Annotated in this window: 17 protein-coding genes; 5 read left to right on the forward strand and 12 right to left on the reverse strand. The window is 70.3% G+C overall.

The window, feature by feature from the left end; genetic code table 11:
• Positions 1-71: 71 nt before the first annotated feature.
• The 7 genes from HZB25_13270 to add all read right to left on the reverse strand — a co-directional run bounded on the left by HZB25_13270 (position 72) and on the right by add (position 5,205).
• The gene (locus HZB25_13270; protein MBI5838203.1) at positions 72-587 is read right to left on the reverse strand and encodes a hypothetical protein; all 516 of its coding nucleotides are present in this window, start codon (positions 585-587) and stop codon (positions 72-74) included.
• 72 nt (positions 588-659) lie between these two features.
• Entirely contained in the window at positions 660-1,169 is a 510-nt protein-coding gene (locus tag HZB25_13275) for a hypothetical protein (GenBank protein ID MBI5838204.1), read from the reverse strand.
• An 81-nt stretch (positions 1,170-1,250) separates the two neighbouring features.
• Entirely contained in the window at positions 1,251-1,610 is a 360-nt protein-coding gene (locus tag HZB25_13280) for a hypothetical protein (protein MBI5838205.1), read from the reverse strand.
• Between the two features lie 141 nt (positions 1,611-1,751).
• Positions 1,752-2,819 (reverse strand): BMP family ABC transporter substrate-binding protein, encoded by a 1,068-nt coding sequence (locus HZB25_13285; protein ID MBI5838206.1) that lies wholly within the window; start codon positions 2,817-2,819, stop codon positions 1,752-1,754.
• Between the two features lie 46 nt (positions 2,820-2,865).
• Positions 2,866-3,378 (reverse strand): thymidine kinase, encoded by a 513-nt coding sequence (locus HZB25_13290; GenBank protein ID MBI5838207.1) that lies wholly within the window; start codon positions 3,376-3,378, stop codon positions 2,866-2,868.
• A 55-nt stretch (positions 3,379-3,433) separates the two neighbouring features.
• A complete protein-coding gene (udk, locus tag HZB25_13295) occupies positions 3,434-4,096 on the reverse strand; it encodes a uridine kinase (GenBank protein MBI5838208.1) in 663 nt (220 codons plus the stop codon).
• Entirely contained in the window at positions 4,096-5,205 is a 1,110-nt protein-coding gene (gene add, locus HZB25_13300) for an adenosine deaminase (GenBank protein ID MBI5838209.1), read from the reverse strand. The genes udk and add overlap by 1 nt, the downstream gene beginning before the upstream one ends.
• Positions 5,206-5,321: 116 nt before the next feature.
• Between add and HZB25_13305 the strand changes: the two genes are divergently transcribed.
• Genes HZB25_13305 through HZB25_13320 form a run of 4 tightly spaced genes read left to right on the forward strand, consistent with a single transcriptional unit; the run spans position 5,322 to position 7,964 of the window.
• On the forward strand, positions 5,322-6,173 hold the full coding sequence (locus HZB25_13305) for an MBL fold metallo-hydrolase (protein MBI5838210.1): 852 nt from the start codon (positions 5,322-5,324) through the stop codon (positions 6,171-6,173).
• A 36-nt stretch (positions 6,174-6,209) separates the two neighbouring features.
• Positions 6,210-6,578, forward strand: coding sequence for a metallopeptidase family protein (locus HZB25_13310; GenBank protein ID MBI5838211.1), 369 nt, complete (start codon positions 6,210-6,212; stop codon positions 6,576-6,578).
• Positions 6,579-6,629: 51 nt separating this feature from the next.
• A complete protein-coding gene (locus tag HZB25_13315; GenBank protein MBI5838212.1) occupies positions 6,630-7,430 on the forward strand; it encodes a prolyl oligopeptidase family serine peptidase in 801 nt (266 codons plus the stop codon).
• A 57-nt stretch (positions 7,431-7,487) separates the two neighbouring features.
• Positions 7,488-7,964: an SRPBCC domain-containing protein gene (locus tag HZB25_13320; protein MBI5838213.1), complete on the forward strand. Its 477-nt coding sequence runs from the start codon at positions 7,488-7,490 to the stop codon at positions 7,962-7,964.
• 76 nt (positions 7,965-8,040) lie between these two features.
• Here HZB25_13320 and HZB25_13325 read toward each other — a convergent pair whose 3' ends face one another.
• The 3 genes from HZB25_13325 to HZB25_13335 form a co-directional block, all read right to left on the reverse strand.
• The gene (locus HZB25_13325) at positions 8,041-8,439 is read right to left on the reverse strand and encodes a nuclear transport factor 2 family protein (protein MBI5838214.1); all 399 of its coding nucleotides are present in this window, start codon (positions 8,437-8,439) and stop codon (positions 8,041-8,043) included.
• A 46-nt stretch (positions 8,440-8,485) separates the two neighbouring features.
• Positions 8,486-9,847, reverse strand: coding sequence for a BamA/TamA family outer membrane protein (locus HZB25_13330; protein MBI5838215.1), 1,362 nt, complete (start codon positions 9,845-9,847; stop codon positions 8,486-8,488).
• Positions 9,848-9,939: 92 nt separating this feature from the next.
• Complete coding sequence (locus HZB25_13335; protein MBI5838216.1) at positions 9,940-10,827, reverse strand: hypothetical protein; 888 nt, start codon at positions 10,825-10,827, stop codon at positions 9,940-9,942.
• Between the two features lie 213 nt (positions 10,828-11,040).
• Between HZB25_13335 and HZB25_13340 the strand changes: the two genes are divergently transcribed.
• Positions 11,041-12,201, forward strand: a complete 1,161-nt coding sequence (locus tag HZB25_13340; protein MBI5838217.1) for an OmpA family protein — start codon at positions 11,041-11,043, stop codon at positions 12,199-12,201.
• A gap of 177 nt (positions 12,202-12,378) precedes the next feature.
• Here HZB25_13340 and HZB25_13345 read toward each other — a convergent pair whose 3' ends face one another.
• Both HZB25_13345 and HZB25_13350 read right to left on the reverse strand, forming a co-directional pair.
• Positions 12,379-13,122, reverse strand: coding sequence for a response regulator transcription factor (locus HZB25_13345; GenBank protein ID MBI5838218.1), 744 nt, complete (start codon positions 13,120-13,122; stop codon positions 12,379-12,381).
• 10 nt (positions 13,123-13,132) lie between these two features.
• Complete coding sequence (locus HZB25_13350) at positions 13,133-14,215, reverse strand: histidine kinase (protein MBI5838219.1); 1,083 nt, start codon at positions 14,213-14,215, stop codon at positions 13,133-13,135.
• Positions 14,216-14,218 lie beyond the last annotated feature (3 nt).

The following is a 14,218-nucleotide window of genomic DNA, read 5'->3' on the forward strand; positions in this document are numbered from 1 at the left end:
CTGTGGGAGGCGCAACCGGCAGAAAGCCGCCGCCGTCCGGACGTCGCGGCGCCGGCAGTTCCAGGGCTTCCTCACGACCCCTGGTCTCCTTTCGATGTGGAGTCGCCCGGGCCTCGCCCGGCAGGCTTCGCCCGCTCGAGGAACATCCCGCATTTCGGGCACTTGCCCGGCTTGTTCGACTTCACTTCGGGGTGCATGGGGCAGCCGTACGCGAACGTCTCTTGCCCCGATTTCATCCGCGGCTGGCGGCTCCGGTTGGTGTCCGAGTGCGCCGCCTGCTCTCCCTCGCCCGACACCCCGAGACTCTCCAGGACCATCTGGCGCAACTTCGAAGTCTGCGCGACCCGGTCGATGACCCGTTGCATGAAATCCGCATCCTCGAACACCGCTTCCAGCAGCAAATCCCGCCGGCCCTCGTCGCGGAGGATGTCGCGGATCATCCGCTGGTCCTTCTCATCCGCCTTGCTTGCGGCGTCGGCATCGTGCCGGTGCCCGCCCGCGCCCATCCCGGCGCATTGGCTGAGAGCGGCGCCGGGCAGGATCGCCAGCAAGACCAGCAGCGCCCACGTAAGCCTGTTCGACGGCATATGTTGAATCCTCCATCCAAGAGGCGGTTGGTGTTGTGGCACCTGCGCCCGTGAACCGGGCCGGAGGGCCTGCTACTTCCTGCCGCTCATCCCGTGCCCGTGGTGGTCGCCCGACGGCATCATGACGTCCATCTCTGCGAGCATTACCTCCATGCCGTTGTGGTGCGCATCGCACTCCGCGCGCATCTCGCCAATGTCGTGGGTTCCGGCCATGCGCGAACCGTGCATGTCCACGAGATCCGACATGCGCTTCGTCATCGCCGCCATGTCGGCCTCGGAGTGGCCGCCCATCATTCCCCCGCCGGACATCTGCATCCCGCGGCACGTGGCCATCAAGGTGTCCATCATGGCGTGCATGTCGGTGGCATAGCGCGTCGTCTCGGCGTGCAGGCTGTGCGGGTCCGTGGCATTCATCGCGTACTGGTGGTGGGCATCCTCACGCCCGCGAAGGTCGGTCGCGGCCGCAGGCGGGGTCTGGGCGACGGGCTTGGGGGCGGCTGGCTGGCTGCTCCTGGTGCAACCGACGGCCAGGAATGCCGCCGCAACGAGCGCCGCGGCGCCCAGGGTGCTGGAACGGAACATGGATTGGCTCCTCCCTGCATGGCAGGAATGGGAAATGTCGCGCCTATTTCCGGAATCTACGGACGGTGCGAGAGGAGCGGATCAGATCTGGAGGATGGTGCTGAAAGCTCGAGGTGGTGACGGGGAGTTCCAGGGCAGCGCGCGGGCGGCCGCGAAGCGCCCGGCCGGAACCGCGAGCCGGACCGCCGGGGCGGCCTGGGATGCAACGAGGGAAACCTGGGCATAGGGGTTTACGATCTGCTCGGCCGCGGCCTGGGAGGGCGCAGACGGCGTCATGTCACAGCCGCAGCCCGAAAACACCGGGCCCTGGACCGGGGCCGGCTCGTCGCCGCAGCAGCAGCAGGCAACGCACGCCCACGCCGGCACCACCAGCGCCACGAGCCAGCCTGCGAGGAGCAGGCCGGTCAGGATGGGCTTAATCGTGCCGGTTCGAATCCGCATCCGCATGTCCTTGGATTGGGCGCCCAGGGGGAGTATCGGCCTCTGTACAAGGCTACTCCACCCTTTGGATGCACGCAAGGGCCGGGCAGTTGCCCGGCCGGTTGCTGCCCGGCGGTCCGGCGGCACCGGATTGAATGCCGCCTACTGCTTCGGAACCCGGATCTCGCCCGCCACGATCTTCTGCCGGATGCGCTCCACCTGGTCGCGCACCGGGTCCGGGATCAGGGCGCGGTTGTGGGCGTCGTAGACGTAGTTCACCCCGCCCTCCTTGAGGCCCAGTTCCACGACCCCGCCCTTCCACGTCCCGTCGTGGGCGGTCTTCACCGATTGGAACACCGACTCGTCCACGTTCTTGATCATCGAGGTCAGCACCACGCCGTCGTACTCGGGGCGCCACTGGTCGGAGTCGACGCCGATGGCGAGCTTCTTCTGCTCCTTGGCCGCCTCGAACACGCCCTGCCCCGTGGATCCGGAGGCGTGGAAAATGATGTCGGCGCCTTCGGCGTACATGCCCAGCGCCAGCTCCTTGCCCTTGGTGGGGTTCTTGAAGGCGTCCCCGGTCACGCCGGCGTACTTCACCGACACCTTCACGCTCGGGTCGGCGTACGCAGCACCCGCCCGGAACCCGGCGGCGAACTTGTGGATCAGGGCGATGTCCATGCCGCCCACGAACCCCAGTTTGTGGGGCTTGGAGAGCAGCGCCGCCAGCGCGCCCACCAGGAACGAGCCCTCCTCCTCGCGGAACTTGAGCGCCTGGACGTTGGCCGGCACCTGCCCGCCCTCCTTCAGCGCGTAGTCCACGCACGCGAACTTCTGCTTCGGGTAGTCGGCGGCCAGGCGGTTGAGGTCGTCGGTGAAGATGAAGCCGATGCCGAAGATGATGTCCAGGTTCTTGGCTGCCAGCGTGCGCAGGGCCGACTCGCGGTCGCTGCCCTCGCTGGGCTCGATGAGGTTGGAGATGTCGGCATCCAGTTCCTTCGCGGCGCGCTGCAGGCCGCGGTAGGCGGAGTCGTTGAAGGACTGGTCGCCGCGGCCGCCGACGTCGAACACCAGGCCCACGCGGGGGCCGCCGGGCGGGGCGGCGCCCTGGTCCGCGGTCTTCCTCGGCGAGCAGGCGAGCGGGAGCAGCACGAGCAACGGCAGGAACCAGCGGGCGGCGCGGGCCAGTTTCACGGGGAGATCTCCTATGCACGCAGGCCGGGCGTTCATGCCCGACTGCGTGGCAGCATTGCCTCGGCAGGCACGAGTGCCTGCCCTACGGTTCGGCCGGGGGCTCGTAGCAGTTGCGGCAGCGGGCCTCGTACATGCCACCGGCGCCGACCTGGATGCGCTCCTTGCCGCCGCTCACGCGCTGGGTGCGGTTGGCGGGGCCGCCGCACACCACGCAGATCGCCAGCGTCTTGGTGATGTACTCGGCGATCGCCAGGAGCTGGGGCACCGGCTCGAAGGGCCGGCCGCGGTAGTCCTGGTCCAGGCCGGCACAGATGACGCGCTTGCCCTGCGCCGCGAGCTGCTGCACCACGGGCACCACGTCCATTCCCAGGAACTGCACCTCGTCAATGCCGATCACCTGGGCCTCGCCGGAGTACTCGAGGATTTCGCGCGCGTTGCGCACCACGCGCGAGGGGATGCGCTGCTCCCCGTGGGAGACCAGCTGGTCGGCGGCGAAACGGTCGTCCAGCGCGGGCTTGAAGATCTCCACCTTCTGCCGCGCGATCTGCGCGCGGCGCAGGCGCCGGATCAGCTCCTCGGTCTTGCCGCTGAACATGCTGCCGCAGACCACCTCGATCCAGCCGCCCGCCTTGGGGGTCCAGCCGTCCACGTCACGCCTCCTGCGGGTGGCGGTGACCCGCCAGGATGGAGCGGATCTTGGTCTTGAGAAGGTCGATGGCCACCAGGTTGAAGCCGCCTTCGGGGATGATCACGTCGGCGTAGCGCTTGCTGGGCTCCACGAACTGCAGGTGACTGGGCCGCACGGTGAGCTCGTACTGGCGCAGCACGGACTCCACGTCGCGCCCGCGCTCCACGATGTCGCGCTTGAGCCGGCGAAGCAGCCGCACGTCGGCGTCGGTGTCGATGAAGCAGCGGATGTCCATCCACGAGCGCAGCTCGGGATCGAGCAGCACCAGGATGCCCTCCAGCACCACGATGGCGTGCGGGCCGGCCCGGCGCACGTCGGTGGTGCGCAGGTGCGTCTTGTAGTCGTACACCGGAACGTCCGCGGAGCCGCCCTTGAGCAGGGACTTCACCTGGCTGCGCAGCAGGTCCATGTCGAACGCGTCGGGGTGGTCGAAGTTGCGGACGTCGCGCTCGCTCATCGGGATCTCGGAGAGGTCCTTGTAGTAGAAGTCCTGCTTGAGGATCACCACCTGGTCGGAGCCCAGTTCCTCGAAGATGGTCTGCGCCACCAGGGTCTTGCCCGACCCCGATCCGCCGGCGATGCCGATGAGGATGCCCTTCTTGTCGAACCCCGGCCCGTCGGCCATCACAGGTACTCCTTGCCCGGGATGAAGTCGGTGCCTTCCGCCAGGATCTCGTCCATGTCGATGATCGCCTGGCGGAGCATCTCCACCTTTTCGTGGAGCGGCAGGAACGCGCACTTGAAGCCATTGATGATGATGTTGCGCAGGTCGGCGGGGCCCAGGTGGAAGGTCTTCACCGCAAGCGAGAGCTCGCGGGTCACGGTGGTGTTCGACATCAGCCGGTTGTCGGTGTTGAGCGTCACGCGCAGGCCGTAGTCGTAGTAGAACTTGAACGGGTGGTGCCGCATGTCCGCCACGGCGTGCGTCTGGACGTTGCTGCTCAGGCAGATCTCCAGCGGGATCCGGTGGTCGTTCACGTAGTTGAGGAGGTCCAGGTCCTCCTTGAGCATCGTGCCGTGCCCGATCCGGTGCGCGCCGCAATGGTGGATGGCCTGGGCGATGCTGGCCGGCCCGAAGGCCTCCCCCGCGTGCACGGTGCTGTTGATGTTGTGCTTGAGGATCTTCTGGAACGCCGCCTTGTGCGCCTTGGCCGGGAAGTCCTTCTCCGCGCCCGCCAGGTCGAAGGCCACCACGCCGCGGTTCTTGTAGGCCACCGTGAGCTCCGCCAGCTCCAGCGACCACTTGGGCAGGATGTGGCGGATGCCGCAGATGATCAGCCCGGTGCGGATCCCGAAGTCGCGCTCCGCGCGCCGCAGCCCGTCAATCACCGCGTCCACGATCTCGGGCAGCTTCATGCCGCGCTTCACGTGCAGGATGGGCGAGTAGCGCACCTCCATGTAGCGCACGTTCTCCCGCGCGGCGTCCTCCGCCAGCTCGTAGGCGATGCGCGTGATGGCGGGGCGGTCCTGCATCACGCTCAGCGTCACGTCAAACTTGCGGATGTACTCGGTGAGGTCCTTGACCCCCCGGTCGGCGCGCATGAAGTTGCGCAACTTCACCGGGTTCTGGCTGGGGAGCCGGACGCGCCGCTCCTTCGCGAGGTCGAGCATCGTGGGGATGCGGACACAGCCGTCGAGGTGGACGTGGAGATCGGTCTTCGGGAGCTTCTTGATGAGCGCCGGGGTGAGGGCCGGGGCCGGCGCGGCGCGCCGTCTGGTCTTGGCTTTCGGCATGGGCCTCTCTATGAATGAAGGTGTCCGCAAAGGTATCGTCCCGGGCCGCGCCTGTCAATTGAGGGTCGGGCCGTTCGGCGGTATGCTCCGGGGCGCGCACCGGGAGGACGCACCGCTTGCGACTGGGCAGCCTGGAAGTTCACGTGCTCCACGAAAGCTCATTCCGGCTGGACGGCGGCCAGGCGTTCGGCGTGGTGCCGCGCGCCTTCTGGGAGCCCCTGGCGCCGCCCGACGAGCGCCACCGGGTGCGCCTGGGCGTGCACCCGCTGCTGGTGCGCAGCGGCCCCACCTGGGCGCTGGTGGACACCGGGATCGGGGAGCGCACCGACGCCAGGTTCCGGGACATCTACGCCATCGAGGACGACGCCCCGGTGCGCGGCCTGATCCGCGCGTTCGGTGTGGAGCCCGGGGACATCGGCCTGGTGGTTCTCTCGCACCTGCACTTCGACCACGCCGGGGGCGCCACGCGGCGCGACGGGGCGGGGCCGCTGCCGGCGTTCCCCAACGCCCGCGTGGTGATGGACCGCGGCGAATGGCACGACGCGCACCACCCGGTGGAGTTCACCCGCGGCGGGTACCGGGGCGAGGACCTGGAATGCCTCGAGGCCGCGGCCGAGTGGGTGGGCCCGGACGAGGACGCCGAGCCGCTGCCGGGCGTGCACTTCGTCCGCGCGCCCGGGCACACCGCGCACCACCGCGGCATCCTGCTGCGCTCCGGGGGCCGGGCGGTGTTCTACCCGGTGGACCTGCTGCCGCTGACGCCGCACGTGCGCCTGCCGTGGATCGCGGCGCTGGATCATCACCCGCTCACCGTGCTCGAGACCAAGCGGCGCTTCCTCGCGCGCGCGTGCGCCGAAGGCTGGTGGGTTTGTTTCGCGCACCACCCCGGCACGGCGACATTCGGGAGAATCGTCGCGCGCGACGGGGCGTGGGCGCTGCAGGGCCCGCTGAAGGAGGAGATCGACTGAGATGACGCTTCATCCGCGCGCGGCGGAGGCCGCGAGATGAACCGGCGCGCATTCGAGCAGGTGGTGCGCGAGGCGCTGGATTCCATGCCCGAGGAGATTTCCGAGTACCTGGGCGAAGTCGTCGTGGTGGTGGAGGACCGCCCCAGCCGCGAGCAACTCGAGGAGCAGGGCATCGACGATCCCATGGGACTGTACGGTCTGTACGAGGGCACGCCGCTCATCGACCGCTCGGTGATGGAGAGCGGCACGCTGCCGGACCGCATCACCATCTTCCAGCGGCCGCTGGAACTGGACTTCCCCGACCGCCGCGAGCTGATCCACGAGATCCAGGTGACCGTGGCGCACGAGGTGGCGCACCTGTTCGGGCTCGACGAGGACCGCCTGGAGGAACTGGGGCTGGAGTAGCGGATCGCAGAACCCCGCCTGCGCCGGCGGAGGCCACGCGGAGGAGATCACGTGAGGACCCTGGATGTCTGCCCCCTGTTGTTGCTGGTGTGCCTGCTGCTGCCCTCGCGCGCGCTGGCCGCGCCGCCGGACACTGTCTTCGTGGCTCGCGCGGCCCGGATCGGAGCCCAGGCCTACCCCTACCGCGTGTACGTGCCGCCGGGATTCGACGCCGCGAAACGCTGGCCGGTGGTACTGTTCCTGCACGGCTCCGGCGAGCGCGGCAGCGACGGTGAACGGCAGGTGAAGATCGGGCTGGGGCCGGCGATCCGGAGAAACCCGGGGCGCTTTCCGCTCCTCGCGGTATTCCCGCAGGCCCCTGACGACAGTTCGTGGCTGGGCGAGCCGGGCCGCGCGGCCCTGGCGGCACTCGACAGCGCGATGGCGGAGTTCTCAGGCGATCCCGCGCGCGTGTACCTCACCGGGCTCTCCATGGGCGGCTACGGGTGCTGGCACCTCGCCTGGGAGGACACCACCCGGTGGGCGGCCGTGGTGAGTGTGTGCGGCGGCCTGGTGCCTCCCGACGACAAGCACTCGGTGCGCCTGGCGCCGGAACTGATGGCCGCCGACGATCCCTACGCGGCCGTGGCCGCGCGCGTCGCCGCGCTGCCGGCATGGCTGTTCCACGGGGCGCGGGACCCGATCATCCCCGTGGGCGAGTCGCGCCGCATCGTGGCGGCACTCCAGGCCCGGGCCGCGGACGTGAAGTACACGGAGTATGCCGCCGCGGGCCACGACTGCTGGGACCGGGCGTTCGGTGAGGAAGACCTGTGGACGTGGCTGCTGGGGAAACGGCGGGAGGCGGCGAAGTGATTTCACGCCGTGGTGGTGCGATCAAGGAGGTGGCGCGGTGATTCCGGTGGACACGAAATGATCCCACCGCCGCCGGTCGTGGTGGAGCGGGACCTGGAAGCTCCGCCGGGAGCGGTGTTCGCCGCGCTCACCGAGCCCGCGCGGCTGGACCGCTGGTTCTTCACCGTGCACGAAGTGTGGCCCGGGCCGGGCGGGCGCTATCGCATCGAGTGGCATAGCGCCGGGGACGCCGCGCGAAATCACTCCCGATACGGCGCGTATCTCGATTTCGAACCGCCGCACCGGCTGGCCTTTGAATGGCAGGGCCCGCAGCTGGAGTGTATTCCCGCCACGCGCGTCAGCATCACCCTGGACGAACTCCCCGGAAGCCGCACCCACTTCCTGCTGGTGCACGACCGCTGGCCCGAGGGCTGGGACGAACTGCGCGGGAACCACCTCGAGGGCTGGAACTTCTACGCGGACAGTCTGGCGCGGTACCTGGCGGGGGCGGAGGATGTGAGGGGGAAGAGGTTCGGGCAGGTGGTGCGGAGCTAGCCGGAGATCCCGGAGAGCGGGCCGGGAGGATTCCGCCTGCCGGTGCTGCAGGGCGATTCGCGCCCTCGCGCCCACCCTACCCTCCCGGCAACCCCGAAAAATGATCCCCCACCACCCACCAGCGCCCATCCTCGCGCACCAGCGTCATCATGTCGCGACCACGCAGCGTCTCCTGCTGCCCCCGCCGCGTCACGGACATCTCATACTCGTACGTCACCACCGCGGTGTCCCCGAACACCTCGACCCGCGGGTCCATCTCCTCCCAGCTGTGCACCGTGACGTAGCCGGCGAACGCCTTCCATGCCGCCACGCAGTCCTCCTGCCCCACGTAGCGACCGCGCACGCCGAGCGCGATCGCGGTCATGCGCGGGTGGAAGTACCGCGTGAGGCCGGAGCCGTCGGACTTGGTCCAGGAGTCGTTGAGGGCGCGCACCACGCGCCACACTTCCGCTGCCGTGCCCTCGAAGCGTGTCATCCCCTTCCCCCACGCGCTGCCGCGGCCCGCGGCCGGCGGCCTGGAGCTAGAACCAATCCAGCAGCCGGTTCCACGACAGCGTCCAGCGCACCTTGTGGTCGGCGCGCGGGCCCACCGGGAGCGCGGCGGAGAACTTCAGGTACGCGGCGGGGTCCGGCAGGCCCGGACGCCACCACAGGCCCACGCCCACGTCGCTGGCCCACGCGTCGCCGCGCGGCTTGCGGGGAGAGAGCCCGTCGCCGGGCGCCAGTTCGGGCACCGCTCCGGTCTCGGCAAACAGCGCCAGCGAAAGCGGCAGCCACGCGGGGTGCGGGATGTGCGCGGTGGCCAGCACGTCGGGGCCGATCAGCAGCGTGGCGCGGCCGAGGTACATCTGGCGCCCGCCGAGTGCCGCGGCCGGGTAGCCCTGCAGCGCATTGGAGCCGCCCGCGTACGAGCGCTCCTGCGCGGGGGCGCCGCTGTCGGCCGCGGACCATTCGGCCTGCAGCGCCAGCAGCCCGAACCGTCCCAGCCGCAGCACGCGCGCGGCATCCACGCGCACGCGGTTGAAGGTGAACGCGCCGCCGAAGCCCGCGTGCTCGTAGCCCGCCTTGAGCATCCCCACCACCGGGTCGCCCCCCACGGCCAGCGCTCCGCCCAGGGCGCGCACGGTGCGCGGGTCCGCCGCGCGGTCGGCGGGCACGCCGGTGACACAGTAGTCGTGGAACTGGTCGTGGTAGGGCAGCGTATGGGCCTGCTCGTCGCGGTAGCCGGCCTCTGCGGCCAGCCAGCCGGTGCGCAGCAGCACCCGGGCGCGCCAGCCCTCTCGGCGGAAGCGCAGCTCGTCGCCGCGAGCGCGCAGCCGCGGGCCGGCCATCAGCGGGTCGGGCTCCACCTGCAGCGCATCCAGGTAGTCGGTGCTGCGATACGTGGAGAGGTGCAGCGCCAGCGCCCGCTTGTCGTCGCCGAAGGCACGGGTCCAGCCCAGGGCGTAGCGGCCCTCGTGCAGCCCGAAGCTGCGGCCCGCCATGACGGTCAGCGCGCCGGGGCCCTTCTGCGTTCCGCCCAGCTGCACCCGCGCGGCCGTGACCAGCCCGTCGAGGCGGTTCACGCGCAGCAGCGGCGAGTTCTCGCTGCCGTGGCGACGGTCGTCGTACTCGCCCCGCGGCACCTCCGGCGCCAGCTCGGGGTGCGCGCGGTACAGGCGGTCCAGCGAGTCCACGCCGGTGCTGTCGAAGGCCAGGGTATCGCCCTTGAAGAACGCATGGGTGGAATCGGCCAGTCCGGCCAGGTAGCCATCCAGGGCGGAGTCGGGCCGCGCGGGCGCGGCGGGAACGGCCGCAGCGGTGCCGGGGCCTTCCGCGTGGCATGGCGGCGCGAAGCCGGCCGTCGCCAGCAGGGCATAGCACGCGAACCAGGCGGGAAGCATGCGCGGTGCGGAGATCGCGGGGGCCCGGTGCGCCGGGGAGCCCGTGCGTGCGCAGCGCGCCGCGCAGATCGTAGGCACCCAATGCCGGGAGTTCAACGCGTTCCCCCCTTCTCCCCGGCGAACACCGACGGCTCGATGCCGCGGTTGATCCGGTAGTTGCTCAGCGTCATGACCAGGTCCCCCTGGGGAGGTATGCCGGCGATCGGAAGCGTGAACGACGCCCGCGCCAGGATGCGGCCGATCACCCAGTATTGCCCGTCCACGCGGACTCGCTCCACCACGCAGTTGTCCAGGGACTTGAAGAACAGCGGCGCGGGCGATGTGCCGCGGTACCAGAACTCCTCGCGCACGATCACGAACTCGTTGGTGTTCACCCACATCCGGCCGCTGGGCAGCGGGTAGAGGGCGGAGCGGGGTTCGAAGGAGATGCGATAGATCACGTGCCCGCCCACGATGTCGCGCCCCAGGATCTCGAACCGGTACATCCGTCGCAGCCGGGGGTCGAAGGCGAACTGGATGATCTGCTCGCTCATGCTGCGGTCGGCGCGTACCTGGACGTTGTTGCTCCCGCTGCGGCGCAGGACCACTTCGCGCATCCGGTCGGGGCGCTCCTGGTAGATGCGCGAGACCTGCTCCATGATGGTGAGCACCGAATCCTGCCGCCCGGGGTGCCGGGCGACCACGCGGGCGTAGAGGTCATAGACCTGGTCCTGCAGCAGGGAGTCGCGCCGGGCCTCCCCGGCCGCGATGCGGTCCAGGATATCGTCGAGACTCATCCGGCGGGCCTTCACCTCCACCTCGCGCAGGGTGATGCGGGGCGTCGGAAGGGTGTCCTCGAGAGCCAGGGTGGCGGGCGGCGGGCCGGCCGGGGTGTCCTGTGGACCGGGGGTCTCCGCGGGCGCGGCGGGGACCGGGACGGAGCAGGCCAGCAGGGCCAAGAGGCCCAGGCGGCCCAGTTCATGGGTAAACTTGCGGAGCATGGTCTCACTCCCTCGGGCTCGTTGCATGGCAAAGGCTTACGGTGACCCGCATGAACCGGGTCGCGGCCACAGACTATCCCGCTGCCCGCGCGGTGTCCACCTCGGCCGGCATGGTAGCCGTAATGGGTCTTATTATGGGGTCTTCAGCATCTCATGGGTTTTGAACATAGAAGGGAGACTCGCAATTTGGGCACTCACGAAAGGAGTCGAGGAATGAGGAAGACCTGGATGTTGGCCGTGCTGGCCCTCCTCGCCATCGGGGCGACCGCGGCGTACGCGGACGACCTGACCGGGCGAATCGGGCTCGGTCTCGGCGGGGGAATCTACGGGTTGACGGGCGGCCGCGACTCCGTGCAGAACGGGGTGCCGGAAGCCTCCAACGCGAAGATGGGCCTGCAGGTCATGCCCGTCAGCCTGAAGTGGGGCATCTGGCGCTACACCACGCTGGAATTCGCCCGCTTCCACTACGGTTTCAACAAGAGCAAGCTGGAGGGCGAAGACAACTTCCGCACCACCGTCCGCCCGCTGACCGCCAACCTGCTCTTCCCGATCTCGCCCGGCAGCCAACTCACCCCCTACCTCGTGGCGGGGGGCGGCGTGCTGTTCTGGACCAACACCCAGAAGGACAGCCTGGACCAGCGCACCACCGCCACCGGCGTGGTGGGCAGCTCGTTGGGCCGCAAGCTCGAGAACACCGACCCCCTGTGGAACCTGGGGCTTGGCCTCGAGTACTTCCTGGGTGGCGACACCGAGGCCGAGCGCCACAAGTCGCTGGACGCCCGCTTCACCTACGGCACGTTCCACAACGAACTGACCAACGTCGGCCTCCACGACAACAACAACAAGCTGTGGATGCTCACGCTGGGCATGAACTGGTACTCGAAGAAGGCCGCCCCGCCACCGCCGCCGCCGCCGCCGCCGGCTCCCGAGCCGACTCCCGCTCCGGCTCCGCCGCCGCCGCCGCCCGCGCCCGAGCCGGTGAAGGAAGAGCCTGCTCCGGCGGGCCCGTGCATCAAGGAAGGCGCGCTGGAAGGCGTGTACTTCGACTTCGACAAGTCGGTCGTGAAGCCGGAGTTCAACCCGACGCTCAATGACCTCGCCGACAAGCTGGTCAAGGAGTGCCCCAACGCCGAGCTGGAGCTGGACGGGCACACCGACGGCAAGGGCAGCGCCGCGTACAACATGAAGCTCGGCCAGCGCCGCGCCGACGCGGTCAAGAAGTACCTCACCGAGCACGGCGTGGACGCCTCGCGCCTGAGCACCAAGAGCTTTGGCGAGTCCAAGCCGGTCGCCCCGAACATGGTGGACGGCAAGGACAGCCCCGAGAACCGCGCCAAGAACCGCCGCGTGGAGCTCGCGGTCACCAAGCAGTAGCACCCGCGTGAGCGGCGCCCGGCGCCGCGAAGCAGGAACGGGCGGCTCCCCACGGAGCCGCCCGTGCTATTTCGGCCCGGCCGCGAGCGCCGGGCCCACTCCGGGCGTGCGAAGTCGAGCGCCGCGCGGCCGTCGCGCCACACCGGCTCGTGCAGCCGCGTGCGGCCCGTGCGGCCGTCACAGCAGCTCGCGCAGCCTCGCGTAGCCCGCGCGGCTCACGGGCAGTTCCTTGCCGTCCTTGAGGATCGCCACCCGGCTGTCGCGCGCGTAGAGCTCCAGCCGCTCGAGCCGCTCCACGTTCAGCACCCAGGAGCGGTGGATGCGCACGAACCGGTCCGGATCCAGCCCCGCGGCAAGCTCGGAGATGGGCTGCGCTTTCAGGAAGGCGCGGCCCTCGCTGTGGATCTCCACGTAGTCGTCTTTCGCCTCGATCCAGTCCAGCTTGTCCGCGGGAATCACGTGGACCCGCGCGCCGTCCTTGACCAGCACCCGCTCCGCGTGCCGGCCGGGCGGGCGGGCGGCCGCCGCCAGCGCGGCGGCGGGCGGGGCGGGCGACGCCGGCGCCCCCGCCGCGAGCCGCTCGCGCACCCGCGCGATGGCTGCCGCCAGCCGCTCGCGCCCCACGGGCTTCATCACGTAGTCCACCGCGTGCACCTCGAAGGCGCGCAGGGCGTACTCGTCGTAGGCGGTCACGAACACCACGGCGGGCGGGTGCTCCAGGAGCTCCAGCACCTCGAAGCCGTCCAGCTTGGGCATCTGCACGTCCAGCAGCACCAGGCCCGGGGCGCGCTCGGCGATGCTCTTGAGCGCCTCGAACCCGTTGGCGCACTCGCCCGCCAGATCCACGTCCGGCTCGGCGGCCAGGTACTCGCGGAGCAGCGCCCGGGCGGGCGCTTCGTCGTCCACGATCAGCGCGCGGATGCGACGCGATTCAGCAGCCACCGGGGCCTCCTGCTTCGTACGCGACCGCCGGCAGCCTCAGGCGCACGCGGAACGAGTCCGGCTCGCGGAACACCTCCACCCGCGTGGCCGCGGGATCCAGCGCTTCGAGCCGGCGGCGGACGTTCTCCAGGCCCATGCCCTGTCCGCGGCGCGGCGGCGCCTCCGGGTCGCGCGGGTTGGCCACCTCGATCTCCAGCGACGCACCCCGCACGCAGGCCTCGATGCGCACCGTGCCGCCCTCCACCCGGTCGGCCACGCCGTGCTTGACCGCGTTCTCCACCAGCGGCTGGATCAGCAGCGGCGGAACCGCGCACGCGCACGCCTCCGGGCTGACCTGCTTCCCGACCGCCAGCCGCTCGCCGAATCGCACCTGCTCGATGCCCAGGTACAGCTCCGCCAGCGCCAGCTCCTCCGCCAGGCTCACCCTGGGGCGCGCCCCGAGGCCCAGGCTCACGCGCAGGAACTCGCCCAGCAACTGGCACATGCGGCGCGCCGCCTCCGGCTGCCCGCCGGCCAGCGCGCTGATCGAGTTGAGGCTGTTGAACAGGAAGTGCGGGTGGAGCTGCGAGCGAAGCGCGCGCAGTTCCGCTTCGCGCGCGGTCACCTGCGTCTCGAGCAGGCGCCGCTCGGCCATCCGGGCCGTCTCCACGATCAGCAGGAAGTAATGAAATGCCATGGACTGCGCGTACAGCACCACGCCGGCTGCGCCCAGCGCGGTCGCGTCGCGCACCAGCCACGCGCTCTCGATCGGCCGCTGCGTGATGCGCGCCAGCGCCGCCGCCCACGCCGCCCCCAGCGCCACCCACACCGCGCTGGCCAGGCCGGAGGCGACGGCCACCACCGCCAGCAAGCGCTCGGGGGGAGTCGTCGCCAGGGGATTGGCGCGGCACACCCACCACGCCGAGAGGCAGGCGAACGCGTAGAACAATGTGAGCGGGGCCAGGAAGGCCACCATCTCCGGGGTGGGACGGGGGCGGACGGTGCCCAGCATCACCGCGAGCAGCGCGCCGATTCCGGCCCACGCCGCGAGGTAGAGCGCCTGCCGGACCCGGCTCGCCAGCAGCGGATGCATGGG

It is taken from the genome of Candidatus Eisenbacteria bacterium, from assembly GCA_016235265.1.
In the GTDB taxonomy this organism is placed as follows: Bacteria; Eisenbacteria; RBG-16-71-46; order RBG-16-71-46; family JACRLI01; genus JACRLI01.